Source organism: Hydrogenophaga sp. LT287, from assembly GCF_055702805.1.
On sequence record NZ_JBVPZC010000012.1, the window covers coordinates 90,080 to 104,546 of the forward strand.

The 14,467-nt window shown below is 66.6% G+C and carries 13 protein-coding genes; 9 read left to right on the forward strand and 4 right to left on the reverse strand.

The annotated features are described in order from the left end of the window. Nucleotides 1-15: 15 nt before the first annotated feature. Genes AC0GNR_RS11260 through AC0GNR_RS11270 form a run of 3 tightly spaced genes read right to left on the reverse strand, consistent with a single transcriptional unit; the run spans nt 16 to nt 2,564 of the window. Nucleotides 16-903, reverse strand: a complete 888-nt coding sequence (locus tag AC0GNR_RS11260; protein WP_472901049.1) for a universal stress protein — start codon at nt 901-903, stop codon at nt 16-18. Further along, a complete protein-coding gene (locus AC0GNR_RS11265) occupies nt 900-1,391 on the reverse strand; it encodes an NAD-binding protein (protein WP_472901050.1) in 492 nt (163 codons plus the stop codon). Before AC0GNR_RS11265 ends, AC0GNR_RS11260 begins: the two co-directional genes overlap by 4 nt. A 6-nt stretch (nt 1,392-1,397) precedes the next feature. Then, nucleotides 1,398-2,564: a cation:proton antiporter gene (locus AC0GNR_RS11270; RefSeq protein ID WP_472901051.1), complete on the reverse strand. Its 1,167-nt coding sequence runs from the start codon at nt 2,562-2,564 to the stop codon at nt 1,398-1,400. Nucleotides 2,565-2,726: 162 nt separating this feature from the next. On the opposite strand from AC0GNR_RS11270, the gene AC0GNR_RS11275 reads away from it, so the two are divergent. The 9 genes from AC0GNR_RS11275 to AC0GNR_RS11315 all read left to right on the forward strand — a co-directional run bounded on the left by AC0GNR_RS11275 (nt 2,727) and on the right by AC0GNR_RS11315 (nt 12,680). Further along, nucleotides 2,727-3,407, forward strand: coding sequence for a TetR/AcrR family transcriptional regulator (locus AC0GNR_RS11275; RefSeq protein ID WP_472901052.1), 681 nt, complete (start codon nt 2,727-2,729; stop codon nt 3,405-3,407). Continuing rightward, a complete protein-coding gene (locus AC0GNR_RS11280) occupies nt 3,404-4,312 on the forward strand; it encodes an SDR family oxidoreductase (protein ID WP_472901053.1) in 909 nt (302 codons plus the stop codon). Before AC0GNR_RS11275 ends, AC0GNR_RS11280 begins: the two co-directional genes overlap by 4 nt. Nucleotides 4,313-4,450: 138 nt before the next feature. Continuing rightward, on the forward strand, nt 4,451-6,106 hold the full coding sequence (locus AC0GNR_RS11285) for an acyl-CoA carboxylase subunit beta (protein ID WP_472901054.1): 1,656 nt from the start codon (nt 4,451-4,453) through the stop codon (nt 6,104-6,106). Nucleotides 6,107-6,208: 102 nt separating this feature from the next. Then, nucleotides 6,209-7,384, forward strand: a complete 1,176-nt coding sequence (locus AC0GNR_RS11290) for an acyl-CoA dehydrogenase family protein (RefSeq protein ID WP_472901055.1) — start codon at nt 6,209-6,211, stop codon at nt 7,382-7,384. 47 nt (nt 7,385-7,431) lie between these two features. After that, the gene (locus tag AC0GNR_RS11295) at nt 7,432-8,238 is read left to right on the forward strand and encodes an enoyl-CoA hydratase/isomerase family protein (RefSeq protein WP_472901056.1); all 807 of its coding nucleotides are present in this window, start codon (nt 7,432-7,434) and stop codon (nt 8,236-8,238) included. Next, nucleotides 8,235-10,262 (forward strand): ATP-binding protein, encoded by a 2,028-nt coding sequence (locus tag AC0GNR_RS11300; RefSeq protein WP_472901057.1) that lies wholly within the window; start codon nt 8,235-8,237, stop codon nt 10,260-10,262. The genes AC0GNR_RS11295 and AC0GNR_RS11300 overlap by 4 nt, the downstream gene beginning before the upstream one ends. A gap of 241 nt (nt 10,263-10,503) precedes the next feature. After that, nucleotides 10,504-11,670, forward strand: a complete 1,167-nt coding sequence (locus AC0GNR_RS11305) for an acyl-CoA dehydrogenase family protein (RefSeq protein WP_472901058.1) — start codon at nt 10,504-10,506, stop codon at nt 11,668-11,670. 85 nt (nt 11,671-11,755) lie between these two features. Next, entirely contained in the window at nt 11,756-12,238 is a 483-nt protein-coding gene (locus tag AC0GNR_RS11310) for a thioesterase family protein (protein WP_472901059.1), read from the forward strand. A 16-nt stretch (nt 12,239-12,254) separates the two neighbouring features. Next, nucleotides 12,255-12,680: a signal peptide prediction gene (locus AC0GNR_RS11315; protein ID WP_472901060.1), complete on the forward strand. Its 426-nt coding sequence runs from the start codon at nt 12,255-12,257 to the stop codon at nt 12,678-12,680. A 620-nt stretch (nt 12,681-13,300) separates the two neighbouring features. Here AC0GNR_RS11315 and AC0GNR_RS11320 read toward each other — a convergent pair. Beyond that, nucleotides 13,301-14,332, reverse strand: coding sequence for an IS110 family RNA-guided transposase (locus AC0GNR_RS11320; RefSeq protein WP_472900876.1), 1,032 nt, complete (start codon nt 14,330-14,332; stop codon nt 13,301-13,303). Nucleotides 14,333-14,467 lie beyond the last annotated feature (135 nt).

The window sequence follows — 14,467 nt, forward strand, 5'->3', positions numbered from 1 at the left end:
CGCGGTGGGAGCGCTTCATGTTGCTGTAGACACCAACACGTCGGCGCTGCCCTCGGCCAGCATGTGTTTGGTCACGCTGCCCAGCAGCAAGTCTTCGGCTGCCGACTGACCGTGTTTGCCCAGCACCACCAGGTCGCAGTCGAGTGCCAGCTCTTGCTGGGTCATGCGCAGGGACGGGTCGCCTTCCACAATGCAAGGCTCCCAATGGCCGGCCTTGAGCCCCGCACTGGCGGCGAGTGCATGCACCTGCTGCACGGCGTGGGTGCGGGCTTGCTGGCGGTAGTGCTCAATGGTGGTGGCGTCCACGCCGGCAAAGTGCAGTTTCTCTTCAAAGGGCACCTGAAAGGCGTTGAACAACACCAGGTGAGCATGCGGCGCCACACTGCGCGCCACCGCCAGCGCCTGCAACGACCAGGGCGAAAAGTCCAGCGCCACCATCACTCGGCGGTAAGCCGCGTGGGGCGTCTGGCGCACCACCAGCACCGGGCGCGTGGTGCGGCGCAGCAAGCGTTCGGACGTGGTGCCCAGCACCTGGCGGCGCAAAAAACCCTCGCCACGCGCGCCCAGCACCAGCAGTGCGGCGTTCAGTGCCTCGGCTTTCTGGCCAATTTCGTCCAGCACCGACCCGCTGGCCAGCACCGTGCGCGCGCTCACATGCCGCGCGGTGTGCAGATCGGCCGCAAGCTGGTCGAGTTGTTGTTGGGCGTCAGCCTCCAGCTGGGTGGCCAGCGGGTGGCTGGTGCCCAGCCACTGCCGCAGGTTGTGCAGGGCGCTGGCCTGCATCACATGCATCAGTGTGAGCGGCGCACCGGTTTCATGGGCCAAGCGGGCCGCGCGCTCGGCAGCGTGCCGGGCCAGTGGCGAAAAGTCGGTCACCGCCAGGATCGGTTGCGTCGGTTTCATGGGGCTTGCTCCTTGTGGCGAATGTCGTGGGCCAGGCGTTCAGCGGCGTGGTCGGCCGCGTCGTCAAACGGGTTGAAGATACGCTGTATGCCCGCCTCAGTCATGGCGCGGCCGTGGGCCGCATCGCGCACCACACCCGCCACCTCGCCACTGTAGCGGGCCGATTGCAAGGCGTGCAGCAGCGCGCGGTTGGACTCCCACTGCGGAAAGCTCGTGATCACCCAGCGGGCGTGCTTCAGGGGCAGGCTTTCCAGAAAATCGGCGTCTTCACCGTCGCCGAAATACACCGGCAAACCACGCGCCTGCAGCGCGCGCACGGCCTCGGGGTCAAAGTCCACGCCCACGGCTTCAATGCCGGCCGCGCGCAGTTGCACCAGCAGGCGGCTGCCGTAGCGACCCAGGCCAAACACGATCACCTCGGCGGGGTTGTTTTGCGCGGGCTGCTGTTCGGCGGCAATTTCGCGAAACGGATTTTTGCGCTCAAACACGCCCAGCTAGGGCGCCAGCCGCTCGTACAGCGGTTGCGAATACAAAATCATGTAAGTGGACAGCGTGATGGTGATCAGCCCCACCAGCGTGGTGAGGCCCAGCGCCTGCACGCCGATGTGGCCCAGCGTGATGCCCATGGCCACAAACACAATGGAGAACTCGCTGATCTGCGCCACGGTCAGGCCGGCCATGAAGCCGGTGCGCTTGCGGTAACCCATGTAACCCATGATCGCCATCACGATGAGCGGGTTGCCCACCAGCACAAACACCGACAGCACGATGGCCGGCACCACCTCGGCGCCCAGGGTGGAGAAGTCGAGCTTGGCCCCCAGGTCGATGAAGAAAAACAGAAGCAGAAAGTCGCGGATGCCGGTTAGTCGGGCGTTCATGGCTTCGCGGTAAGGCGTGGTGGCCAGCGAAAAGCCGGCCATGAAGGCGCCGGCCTCTTTGCTGAATCCGGCCCATTCGCCCAGCGCCGCCAGGGCCACACCCCAGGCAATGGCAAACACCAGCAGCAGCTCTTGCGAGCGCGCCATGGACGCCACCACCACCGGCAGCACCCAGCGCATCAGCACATACATGAGCACCGCCGCCAGGGTCAGCCGCCAGCCGAGCGACAGCGCCACGTCCAGCAGGCCGGTGTCGCCGCCGCCCTCGCCCGTGCCTCGCAGCGCGCTCATGGCCATCATGGCCACCACCACGGCCAGGTCTTGCACGATCAGAAAGCCCACCGCAATGCGCCCGTGCAGGCTGTCCAGCTCGCGCTTGTCCGACAGCAGTTTCACGATGATGATGGTGCTGGAGAACGTGAGCGCCACGGCCACATAAATGGCGTCCATCAGCTCACGCCCCAACGCCAGGATGATGGCAAAACCAATGACGATGGTGAACGCCAGCTGGCCCAGCCCCGTGGCCAGCGCCACGGGCCCGATGTGGCGGATGTGGTGCAGGTCCAACTTCAAACCCACCGCAAACAGCAGCACCGCCACGCCCACCTGCGCGAGCAGGTCGATCTGGTCGTGCGCCGTCACCAGCCCCAACACGGCCGGCCCCACCACCACACCGACCACGATGTAGGCGATCAGCACCGGTTGGCGCAGCCGCACAAACACCGCGCCTGCCAAGGCACAGATCAGGAGAAGGATGGCAAATTCGGTAAAAGGTCCATGCATAGTTCAATCTTATTCACAGCGTGGTCAGGGTGGCTGTGCGGTCCGGGGACTCTTTGAGGAATGTCAAGGCTGGCGCCTGTTTGTCCAGCGCGTGACAGGTGGTTTTATTTATGCAGAGCATTTGCTTGCTGAAAATAAGGAGGGCTGCTATCGTGACCCACCATGAGCCCTGCGACCCCTGACATTGCCGCCCCCGACGCCCAACGCCGCTCGCGCGGCCGTCCGCGCAAAACCGCTGACGAGCGAGACGACGGCAACCGCCGCCAGGCGGTGCTGCACGCGGCTGCGCGCCTGTTTCGCCAGCAGGGTTTTGCCGCCACCAGCACGCGCGACATTGCCGCTGCGGCAGGCATGCGCTCGGGCTCGCCGTTTTATCACTTTGAAAACAAGGCCGCGCTGCTGGGCGCGGTGATGCAAGAAGGCATGCGCAGTGCGCTGCAACGCCAGGCCGAGGCGGTGGGTGCCGCCGCCGAAAGTGGTGCCGACGACCCGCTGCCCCTGAGCGCGCGCGAGTGCCTGCGGGTGCTGGTGCGCAGCCATTTTGAGGTGCTGCTGGGCCCCGACAGCGACTTCATTCCCGTGATGCTCTACGAATGGCGCTCGCTCAGCGAAGCGCAGCGCGCCGAGGTGAACCGTTTGAAGGCCGCGTACGAAGCCGCCTGGGTGCCGGTGTTGCAGGCGCTGCACGCCAGCGGCGAACTGCAGGGCGACCCGGGGCTGGCGCGCTTGATGATTTTTGGCGCGCTGAACTGGTCGGTGCAGTGGTACGACGCGACCCGCCAGGCCACGCTGGACGACCTGACCGAAACCGCGCTGCAGCTCTTTTTGAAGGATCCGACATGAAACCCAACGCTTCAGCGGGCGGTGCATACCGCTCGGCTTTTGCGCCCGGGCTGCTGGCGCACCGGGTGGTGGTGGTCACGGGCGGTGGCTCGGGCATTGGGCGCTGCACCGCGCACGAACTGGCCAGCCTGGGCGCCCATGTGGTGCTGATCGGGCGCAGCCTGACCAAACTGCAAGACACGGCCGGCGAGATCGTGGCCGACGGTGGTCGCGCCAGTTTTCACAGCTGCGACATCCGACAGGAAGACGCGGTGCGCACCGTGGTCACGGCCATCGTGGCGGCGCACGGGCGCATTGACGGCCTGGTGAACAACGCCGGCGGGCAGTACATCACCCCGCTGGAAAACATCAGCGCCAAGGGCTGGCAGGCGGTGATCGACACCAACCTCACCGGCGGCTTTCTGATGGCGCGCGAATGCTATGTGCAAAGCATGCAGGCGCATGGCGGATCCATCGTCAACATCGTGGCCGACATGTGGGGCTCCATGCCCGGCATGGGCCACAGCGGCGCGGCGCGTGCAGGCATGGTGAGCTTCACCGAAACGGCGGCGCTGGAATGGGCGCGCAGCGGCGTGCGGGTGAACGCCGTGGCGCCGGGTTACATCGCCTCCAGCGGCATGGACCACTACCCGCCCGAGGCCGGCGACATGCTGCGCGAGATGCGCGGCACCGTGCCCGCCGGGCGCTTTGGCAACGAGGCCGAAACGTCTGCTGCCATTGTGTTTTTGCTCTCGCCGGCGGCCAGCTTCATCAGCGGCAGCGTGCTGCGCGTGGACGGCGCCCGCCCCCAGGTGCGCATGGGTTGGGGCCAGGCGGCCGCGCCCGTTGAGGTGCAGACCCGCGACGCGGTGAACCCGTTTGATGGCTTTCACCGCTATGTGACGCCGAAGGTGTTTCAGGAATGAAAAAACACACGCTCGCCCAGAGCCCAACCCCGTTCGCCCTGAGCTTGTCGAAGGGCCCACCCACACCGGTGCCAAGGCTTCGACAGGCTCAGCCCGAACGGCGTTTTTTTCGGTTTGAGCGGAGATCGGTGGGCGCACATGTTTGAGTCTTGTTTCAACCCCCAGAGCCCGCAAGCCCAGCAACGGCGCGACGCGATGCTGGCGCGCATCGCCCAGCTGCGCGCGCTGGAAGACCGCGCCGCGCAGGCGTCGGCCAAATCGAAACCGGTGTTTGACAAGCGCGGCCAGCTGCTGCCGCGCGAGCGCCTGGCGCTGCTGCTGGACCCAGGGGCGCCATTTGTGCCCCTGTGTTCGCTGGCCGGTTTTTTGCAAGACACACCGGACCCCAACACCTCGGTGCCCGGCGGCGGCATGCTGGCCGGCATGGGCTTCATCAGCGGCGTGTGCTGCATGGTGGTGGCCAGCGATTCGGGCATTGAAGCCGGCGCCATTCAGGCGCGCGGGCTGGAAAAGATTTTGCGCGTGCAAGACGTTGCGCTGGAAAACAAGCTGCCCTTCATCCACCTGGTGGAAAGCGCGGGCGCCAACCTCACCAAATACAAGGTGGAAGGCTTTGTGCTCGGCGGCGCCCTGTTTCGCAACCTGGCGCGCCATTCGGCAGCGGGCTTGCCGGTCATCACCGTGCAGCACGGTTCGGGCACCGCCGGCGGGGCTTACATGCCGGGGCTTTCAGACGTGGTGATCATGGTGCGTGGCCGCTCGCGGGCGTTTCTGGCCGGGCCGCCGCTGCTCATGGCCGCCACCGGCGAGGTGGCTACCGAAGAAGAGCTGGGCGGGGCTGAAATGCACACCAGCGTGTCGGGGCTGGGGGAGTATCTGGCGGAGGACGACCGGGAAGCGTTGGGGCTGGCGCGGTCGGTGGTGGGGCGGTTGGCGGCGCGAGCCTCCACCCCAGCCCTCCCCCAGAGGGGGAGGGAGCCAGACGGCAGCGGTGGCTGGGGTGGGGACTGGGCGGCAAGCCCCCACTTCCCCGCCGAAGACCTCCTGTCCCTCATGCCCGCCCACCACCGCGAGCCGGTGGACATGCGCGAGGTCATGCTGCGCATCACCGACGCGTCCGACATCCTCGAGTTCAAACCGCTCTACGGCGCCGCCACGGTGTGCGCGCAAGCCCGCATCGGCGGTCATGCGGTGGGCCTCATCAGCAACAACGGCCCCATCGACGTGGCCGGCGCCAACAAGGCCACGCACTTCATCCAGTGGATGTGCCAGCTCGGCCACCCCATCATTTACCTGCAAAACACCACCGGCTACATGGTGGGCAAAGACAGCGAGCAGGGCGGCATGATCAAACACGGCAGCAAGATGATCCAGGCCGTGACCAGCGCCACCGTGCCGCAAATCACCATCCAGTGCGGCGCGTCGTTTGGTGCGGGCAACTACGGCATGTGCGGCCGGGGTTATGCGCCGCGGTTTCTGTTCAGTTGGCCCAACGCGCGCACCGCCGTGATGGGCGGCGAGCAGGCCGCGCGCACCATGCAGATCGTGGCCGAGGCCGGCATGGCGCGCAAAGGCATCACGCCCGACCCGGCACAGATGCAGGCCCAGTTTGACCAGATCGTGAACGTGTTTGAAAGCCAGGCCGACGCGTTTTACACCAGCGGCCTGGTGCTGGACGATGGCGTGATCGACCCGCGCGACACGCGCGCTGTGCTGAGCTTTTGCCTGGACACCTGCGCCGAGGCCGCAGCCCACCAGCCCCGGCCCATGCAGTTTGGCGTCGCGCGAATGTAGATCCCCCCGTTCGGGCTGAGCCTGTCGAAGCCCTCGCCAACGCGTTGGTGAACCCTTCGACAAGCTCAGGGCGAACGGCCCCGTTGACCCAGGAGACCAGCCATGCAATTCACCCACGAACACCGCGAAATTCAAAACACGCTCAAGCGCTTCATTCAAGACGAGATCAACCCGCATGTAGACGAATGGGAAGCCGCTGAAATTTTCCCCGCGCACGAGGTGTTCAAGGGCCTGGGCCAGCTGGGCTTGCTGGGGCTCACCAAGCCCGAAGCCTTTGGCGGCGCTGGCCTGGACTACAGCTACAGCCTGGCCATGGCCGAGGCGCTGGGCCACATTGACTGCGGCGGCGTGCCCATGGCCATTGGCGTGCAGACCGACATGGCCACGCCCGCGCTGGCCCGCTTTGGCGGCGATGAACTGCGCGCCCAGTTTCTGGCCCCGGCCATTGCCGGCGACATGGTGGGCTGCATTGGCGTGAGCGAGCCCGCCGCCGGCAGCGACGTGGCGGGTATCAAGACCTTTGCGCGCAAAGACGGTGACGACTACGTCATCAGCGGCCAAAAGATGTGGATCACCAACAGCCTGCAGGCCGACTGGATGTGCATGCTGGTGAACACCAGCGAAGGCCCCGCCCACAAAAACAAAAGCCTGGTGATGGTGCCCATGCGCGAAAACGGCCGGCTGCTGCCTGGCATTGAAGTGGGCAAAAAGATCAAAAAAATTGGTATGAACAGCAGCGATACCGGCCTGATCTATTTCGACGAGGTGCGCGTGCCGCAGCGCTACCGCATCGGGCAAGAGGGCGCAGGCTTCATCTACCAGATGCAGCAGTTTCAGGAAGAGCGCCTGTGGTGCGCCGCCAGCACGCTGCAAAGCCTGAGCAACTGCATCCAGTGGACGGTGGACTGGGCGCACGAGCGCAAGCTGTTTGGCGCCACGCTGGCCGACCAGCAGTGGGTGCAATTCAAGCTGGCCGAACTGAAAGCCGACGTGGAGAGCCTGCGCGCGCTCACCTACATGGCCTGCGAACACTATGTGGCCGGCGAAGACGTGACCGAATGGGCCACCATGGCCAAGCTCAAGGCCGGCCGGCTGAACCGCGTGGTGCCCGACACCTGCCTGCAGTTTTGGGGCGGCATGGGCTTTACCTGGGAAAACAAGGTTTCACGCATGTACCGCGACGGCCGCCTGGCCTCCATTGGTGGCGGGGCCGACGAGGTGATGCTGGGCATTTTGGCCAAAAGCATGGGGATGCAGAAGACCCCCCCGCGCCGCTGACGCGGCTTCCCCCAGGTGAATGCACTTCTATCTAACGGGTGATCTCTATGAGCAATTTTCTGGTGGTGCGGCATGGCGATGTGGAGCGCTGGACGCTGAACGATCCGGCGACCCGCAACGCCCTGAGCGACAGCATGGTGCTGGCGCTGTTTGAGGCGTGCCTGCGCGCCAAACACGACGAGGCGCTGCGCGTGGTGGTGCTCACCGGCGCGGCCGGCGCGTTTTGTGCCGGTGGCAGCCTGGGCAGTTTCGCCAGCGCCATTGGCCAGCCCTTGCCACCCGGCGAAACCGACCCGCTGCTGGCCGCCAACCGCAGCTTTGGCGACGTGTTGCACGCGCTCACCGAGCTGCCGCAACTGCTGGTGTGCGCGGTGGACGGACCGGCCATGGGCGGCGGCTTGGGCCTGGTGTGTTGTGCCGACCACGTGATCGCCACCGAGCGCTCGCTGTTTGGTACACCCGAGGTCACGCTGGGCCTGCCACCGGCCCAAATTGCGCCCTTTGTGTGGATGCGCCTGGGCGACGCCGCGGCGCGCCAGTGCCTGCTGCAAGGGCGCCGCTGGCTGGCTGCCGAGGCCCAGAGCCTGGGGCTGGTGAACGACCTGGCCGCCGACGGCGCGCTGGAAGCCGCACTGCACGACACCCTGCAACACCTGAACCACGCCGCACCCGGCGCCGTGGCCAGCACCAAGCGCCTGCTGCAGCGCCTGCGCGGCCGCGTGCCCGACCTGCGCGACGAAGCCGCCCTGGCCTTCGCCGCCGCCCTGCGCGGCCCGGAAGCCGAAGCCGGCCTGGTGGCCTTTGCCCGCAAGCAGCCCGCGCCTTGGGTGCACACCGGGGCGGACGGCGCATGAAACGCCTGCTGATTGCCAACCGGGGCGAAATCGCCCGCCGCGTCATCCGCACCGCCCACGCCATGGGCATTGACACCGTGGCCGTGTATTCGGACGCCGACCGCGATGCCCTGCACGTGCGCGAAGCCACCACCGCCGTGGCGCTGGGCGGCCTGAGCGCGGCCGATTCGTATCTGCGGGCAGACCTGCTGCTGGCCGCCGCCCGCGCCACGGGTGCCGACGCGGTGCACCCCGGCTATGGTTTTTTGAGCGAAGACGCAGCGTTTGCCCAGGCCGTGGTGGACGCGGGGCTGGTCTGGGTCGGGCCGCCGCCGGCCGCCATTCGTGCACTGGGCAGCAAGTCGGGCGCCAAGGCCCTGGCGCTGGCCCACGGCGTGCCGTGCTTGCCGGGTTACGCGGGCGCCGACCAAAGCCCCGAGGTGTTTGAGGCCGAGGCCGCGCGCCTGGGCTTTCCGCTCATGGTGAAGGCGGCGGCCGGTGGCGGCGGGCGCGGCATGCGCCTGGTGACCGACATGGCCCAGCTGCATCCCGCGCTGCACAGCGCCCGGTCAGAAGCTCTGGCCGGTTTTGGCAACGGCGACCTGCTGATCGAACGCGCCCTGCTGCGCCCGCGCCATGTGGAAGTGCAGGTGTTTGCCGACGCCCACGGCCACTGCATCCACCTGGGTGAACGCGACTGTTCGGTGCAGCGCCGCCACCAAAAAATCATTGAAGAAGCGCCTAGCCCGGCGGTGTCGCCCGCGCTTCGCGCCGAGCTGGGCCGCTGCGCCGTGGCGCTGGCGCAGGCGGCGGGGTATGTGGGCGCGGGGACGGTGGAGTTTTTGCTGGAGGAGGAGGGGTGTGCGAGGGCTTCGACAGGCTCAGCCCGAACGGAGGGTGGCTCAGCCCGAAACAGCTTCTTTTTGATGGAGATGAACACGCGCCTGCAAGTCGAGCACCCGGTCACGGAAATGCTCACCGGCCTCGACCTGGTCGAATGGCAACTGCGTATTGCGCGCGGCGAGCCGTTGCCGCTCACGCAAGACCATGTGCGCTGGCAAGGCCATGCCATCGAAGTGCGCCTGTGCGCCGAAGACGACGTCCACGCGCCTCACACCGGCCGCGTGCGCCATTTCAGCGCGCCCGCCGCGGCGCCTGGCCTGCGGTTTGACCACGCGCTGGAAACCGGCAGCACCGTCACCCCGTTTTATGACGCCATGCTGGGCAAACTCATCGCCCACGCGCCCACCCGCGCCGAAGCCATGGACCGCCTGGGCCACGCGCTGGCGCACACCCAGGTGCTGGGCTTGCCCACCAACCGCGCTTTTCTGGCCAGCTGCCTGCAGCACCCGGTGTTTCGCGCGGGTGGGGCGCTCATTCCGTTTCTGGCCGACCACGGCCCCGCCGTGCGCACCGCCCTGCAGCCCACCCCCGCCGCGCTGGTGGTGGCCTCGCTGGCCGCGCTCTACGCCAACGCCACCCCGGCCGCCGCGCTGCCCAGCCCCTACGCACGCAGCCTGCGCTGGCGCGTGGGCGCCGACACCCTCGCGCTCAGCGTGCAAGAAACCGGCGGCGGCGCGGTGCGGGTGGTTTTGAACGAGCAAACCCATGTGGCCCAGGTGCTGGCTGGCCTTGCGGGCGAGCGCTGCATTACGCTGGACGGCGTGGGCTGGCAGGCCCGTGCCGTGGCCCTGGGGCCGGTGGCCGGTGTGCCGCGCTGGCATGTGCAGGTCAGCGGCGGTTCACTGCCCGCAGCGCAGGCCAGCCAGGACCTGTGGCTGGACGACCTGAGCTTTGCCCCGCGCGCAGCCGCAGGCGGTGCCACCGCAGGGCGCGACCTGCGTGCCCCTTTCAACGGCAAACTGCTGGCTCTGCACGCCCAGGTGGGCGACACCGTGGTGCGCGGTGCGCCGCTGCTGGTCATTGGGTCCATGAAGCTCGAACACACCCTGGCCGCGCCGCGCGACGGCACGGTGGAAAGCCTGCACGCTGCCGTGGGCCAGCAAGTGGCGCCCGGCCAGCTGTTGGCCACCTTTGCGGTCTGATCGGCATGCCCTTCAAGGTGCTCTCACCCAGCCGCCGTGTCCGGCCCCTTCCCCCGCTGGGGGAAGGCTGGGATGGGGGCCCGCGCGCGAAAGCATGGGTGCAACGCGCAACACTTTTGCATGGCCTGTGCAACGGCACCGCCAGAGCCCCCGCCCCAACCGGCCCCCAGCGGGGCAGGGAGGTATGCACAGCAGAGCCCGCCACCCGTTCACCCAACCGCTCACACCCCAGGCGCACCCCATGAGCCACCCCAGCCCCACCGACTTCACCGCCGAAGACCGCAGCGCTCTCATCGACACCGTGCGCCGCTTTGCCACCCAGGCCATTGCGCCCCACGTGAGCGCCTGGGACGACGCGGGTGAAATTCCGCGCACGCTCTACGGCGACGCCGCCCGGCTGGGCTTGCTGGGCCTGGGCTACCCCGAAGCCTTGGGCGGCACGCCCGCGCCCTGGTCGGCGCGCAACGCCATGTCGCAAACCCTGGCACGCCACGGCGGCAGCGGCGGCGTCATGGCCAGCCTGTTTTCACACAACATTGGCTTGCCGCCCCTGCTGGCCCACGGCACGCCCGAGCAGCAGGCCGAGATCATCCCGCCCGTTTTGCGCGGTGACAACATCGCCGCGCTGGGCATCACCGAGCCCGGCGGCGGGTCGGACGTGGCCAGCCTGCGCACCACCGCCCGGCTTGACGGCAGCGACTACGTGGTCAACGGTGAAAAAGTGTTCATCACCTCGGGCATACGCGCCGACTGGATCGCGCTCGCCGTGCGCACCAACCTGCAAAGCCAGGGAGCCAGCGGCATTTCCATGCTCATGGTGCCCGGCCATTTGCCCGGCATTTCGCGCAGCCCGCTGCGCAAAATGGGCTGGCACTGTTCAGACACCGCCCACCTCAGGTTTGACGGCGTGCGCGTGCCCGCGCACTACCTGCTGGCGGAAGAGGGCGCCGGCTTTCGCATCATCATGGGCAACTTCAACGGCGAGCGCCTGGCCCTGGCCGCCATGGCGCTGGGTTTTGCCCAGGCTTGCTTTGACGAAGCCCTGGCCTGGGCCCGCCAGCGCCACACCTTCGGCGCCGCCCTTATCGAACGCCAGGCCGTTCGCCACAAGTTCATGGACATACAAATGCGCATCGCCAGCACCCAGGCCTGGGTGGACGCGCTGGGCGCCCGCGCCGATGACGGCGACCAGGGGACGGAATGGGTTGCGCAGGTCTGTCTGCTCAAAAACCACGCCACCCAGACCATGCAGTTTTGTGCCGACGCCGCCGTGCAACTGCTCGGCGGCATGGGCTACATGCACGGCACCACCAGCGAGCGCATCTACCGCGAAGTCAAGGTCATGATGATCGGCGGCGGCGCCGAAGACATCATGAAAGAACTGGCCGCCCGCCAGCTGGGGCTGTAGCGCCACTCGCCAACCCTCAAAATCACGGGTTACGTTCAAAGGTGGCGCCCAGGCGCCAGCCCTCACCAATCCCCACAATGCCCGCATGACCAAAACCACCACCCCGCCCGCTGAATTTGAAGAAGCCTTCATCACCGGCCTCAAAGCCATCTTTGAAGAAAAAATCGTCTTCAACCAGGTACTCGGCCTGAAGATCACCAGCGTGCTGCCCGAACGCGTCACCGCCCGCATCGACATGAAACCCGAGCTGGTGGGCCACTACAGCTACAACCGCATCCACGGCGGCGTCATCAGCGCCGGGCTCGACGCCATGGGCGGCCTCGCCTGCATGGCCGCCATTGGCGCGCGCCACATGGACGAAGCGCCCGAACAACGCCTGCACCGCTTCGCCAAACTCGGCACCATCGACCTGCGCATCGACTACCTGCGCCCCGGCATCGGCAGCCACTTTGAACTGCGCGCCGAAGTCATGCGCCTGGGCTCGCGCGTGGCGTCCACCCGCATGGAATTTCTGGGGCCAGACGGCAAACTGCTGTCCTGCGGCTCGGGCGCCTACATCGTGTCGTGATGCGGATGGGTGCCACATGCCACAACCGTTCGGGCTGAGCCTGTTGAAGCCCTCACGGGGTTTCTGGGTGATGCGCACGGCCCGCATGCTCTGGGCCGCGCCCAACACCCTCATTGGCCTGGCGTTAGGTCTGCTGCTGTTGCCACTGGGCGCACGCATTCGCCGGGTCGGCGGCGCGCTCGAAATCACCGCCCTGCGCCAGCCACCCCGGCGCACCTGGCCGTTCGCCGCCATCACCTTCGGCCACGTCATTGTGGGCACCCACGCGCAAGCGCTGGAGCGCCTGCGTGCGCACGAGCAGGTGCACGTGCGCCAGTGCGAACGCTGGGGCCCGCTGTTTTTACCGGCTTACCTGCTGGCCGGCGCCTGGCAGGGGCTGCGGGGGCGGCATGTGGATTGGGACAACCCGTTTGAGGTGGAGGCTCGGCGGGTTGGGGGGTGAGGGGCTGTTTGCGACCCAAATCGGGTATCCCATGCCCGCCGCATTCAAGCCCCAAACAATGCGGTCATTGGGTAGACGAGCATGCCGGGTTTTGTGGTTTACTTGTACCTGTGTTAAAAAACAGGCCTCAGCATCTAAGCCGTTGATTTGGTTGTACTTTCAGCGGGTTGAAATGACCAGAATATCCCGCACTGTCCAGAATATCCCGCAGGTTTTGCGGTATACATTACTACAAGGGCTTCCCCCCAGATTGCAAGCAGCCTCCATCCTGGGTCTATTGCGCAGCAATAGACCCAGGTATCGGTATTCCAGTTTTTCCAATCAGATCCAACATTCGCAGCAGACGGCGGGCGGTTGATGTCGTGATGCAAAGGGTGCGGACGGCGGTACTACAAACGGTCATTGGTGCTGCATCTGCTGGCAGCGGACCCTGATGAAAGACGCGCGCCGGGGGCTCCATTCGTTAGTCGGGCTTGGGGAGATTTCTCCCCCGTTATCCCCTTGAGCTAATCGAGCATTCCCCAGCGCAGGTCCAACCTTTGCACATCAACTTTAGGCCTTCACGCGGCGGACTGTGGGATCTCGGATGTCATGTCACTTCAAGTCGTGGCAGGCGTGGTTCAGGCAGGCATCTTGAACCCCTCCCCACGTTGCAACACCGCCCAGCACATGCGCGCGTTCTTGGCCGCCACGGCCACCACCGCGCGCCAGTAGCCGCGCCGCTCGGCCAGCGCGCGAGCCCAGCGGCTGACCGGGTCTTGTCTGGGGTTTGTCTTGTTCATCGCCAGCGCCAGCACCGCCCTGGCGCCCATCACCAGCAGGCTGCGCAGGTACGGGTCGCCAGCCTTGGTGATGCGGCCCAAGCGCTGTTTCCCACCTGAGCTGTACTGCCCGGGCACCAGCCCGAGCCAGGCGCAGAACTGGCGGCCGCAGGCAAAGTCGTGCCCATTGCCCACGGTGCTGACCAGCGCCGTGGACGTGGTCTCGCCAATGCCCGCCAATTGCATCAAGTGCTGCGCGGGCGTGCTTTGGCGGGCCATGGTCTGGATGTGCCGGTCGTACTGGCCAATACGTTCGTCGAGCCGGGCGACCTCGTTCAGCAGGTCCCCAATCACCGTGTTGGCCCAGCCGGGCAAATCCTCCAGGCGGGCCATGGCTTCGCGGCGCACCACGGCTGCCTTGAGCGGCAGCACGATGCCCAGCTCCGAGAGCAGACCCCGGATGCGGTTGAAGGTGGCGGTACGCTGCTCCACAAAACCCTGGCGGGCACGGTGCACCAGCAACTGGCCTTGTTGTTCAATCGATTTGATCGGTACGAAGCGCATGTTGGGCCGGGTGACGGCTTCGCAGATGGCGGCGGCATCGGCCGCGTCGTTTTTGCCGCGCTTGCCCGAGAGGCGGTAGGGGATGACGAACTTGGGCGCCATTAGGCGCACGGTGTGGCCGCACTTTGCAAACTCACGCGCCCAGTGGTGGGCGCCGGAGCAGGCTTCCATGCCGATGAGGCACGGCGGCAGCGAGGCGATGAATTCGAGCAGTTTGGCGCGCGGCACAGTGGGCCGCACCAGGGCGGGCTTGCCTGTGGCGTCCACACCATGAACGGCAAAGACATTCTTGGCGAGATCGATTCCGACGGTGACAATGGCAGACATGGACTTCCCCTTCCGCAAAAACGAGTGAGTTGATGAAAAGTTCGAGCTTCCCATCGTGGCACTCAGTTGCCGAAAACCGCAAGCCTCACGGTGCGCGGCTCGCTCGGGACGGGGAAGTCCCTTTCATTCGTTAGG

Coding starts and splice junctions, on each gene's coding strand:
- AC0GNR_RS11280 (WP_472901053.1), top strand. CDS start 3,404: ATGAAACCCAACGCTTCAGCGGGCGGTGCATACCGCTCGGCTTTTGCG.
- AC0GNR_RS11285 (WP_472901054.1), top strand. CDS start 4,451: ATGTTTGAGTCTTGTTTCAACCCCCAGAGCCCGCAAGCCCAGCAACGG.
- AC0GNR_RS11305 (WP_472901058.1), top strand. CDS start 10,504: ATGAGCCACCCCAGCCCCACCGACTTCACCGCCGAAGACCGCAGCGCT.
- AC0GNR_RS11320 (WP_472900876.1), bottom strand. CDS start 14,332: ATGTCTGCCATTGTCACCGTCGGAATCGATCTCGCCAAGAATGTCTTT.
- AC0GNR_RS11275 (WP_472901052.1), top strand. CDS start 2,727: ATGAGCCCTGCGACCCCTGACATTGCCGCCCCCGACGCCCAACGCCGC.
- AC0GNR_RS11260 (WP_472901049.1), bottom strand. CDS start 903: ATGAAACCGACGCAACCGATCCTGGCGGTGACCGACTTTTCGCCACTG.
- AC0GNR_RS11270 (WP_472901051.1), bottom strand. CDS start 2,564: ATGCATGGACCTTTTACCGAATTTGCCATCCTTCTCCTGATCTGTGCC.
- AC0GNR_RS11310 (WP_472901059.1), top strand. CDS start 11,756: ATGACCAAAACCACCACCCCGCCCGCTGAATTTGAAGAAGCCTTCATC.
- AC0GNR_RS11315 (WP_472901060.1), top strand. CDS start 12,255: ATGCCACAACCGTTCGGGCTGAGCCTGTTGAAGCCCTCACGGGGTTTC.
- AC0GNR_RS11290 (WP_472901055.1), top strand. CDS start 6,209: ATGCAATTCACCCACGAACACCGCGAAATTCAAAACACGCTCAAGCGC.
- AC0GNR_RS11300 (WP_472901057.1), top strand. CDS start 8,235: ATGAAACGCCTGCTGATTGCCAACCGGGGCGAAATCGCCCGCCGCGTC.
- AC0GNR_RS11295 (WP_472901056.1), top strand. CDS start 7,432: ATGAGCAATTTTCTGGTGGTGCGGCATGGCGATGTGGAGCGCTGGACG.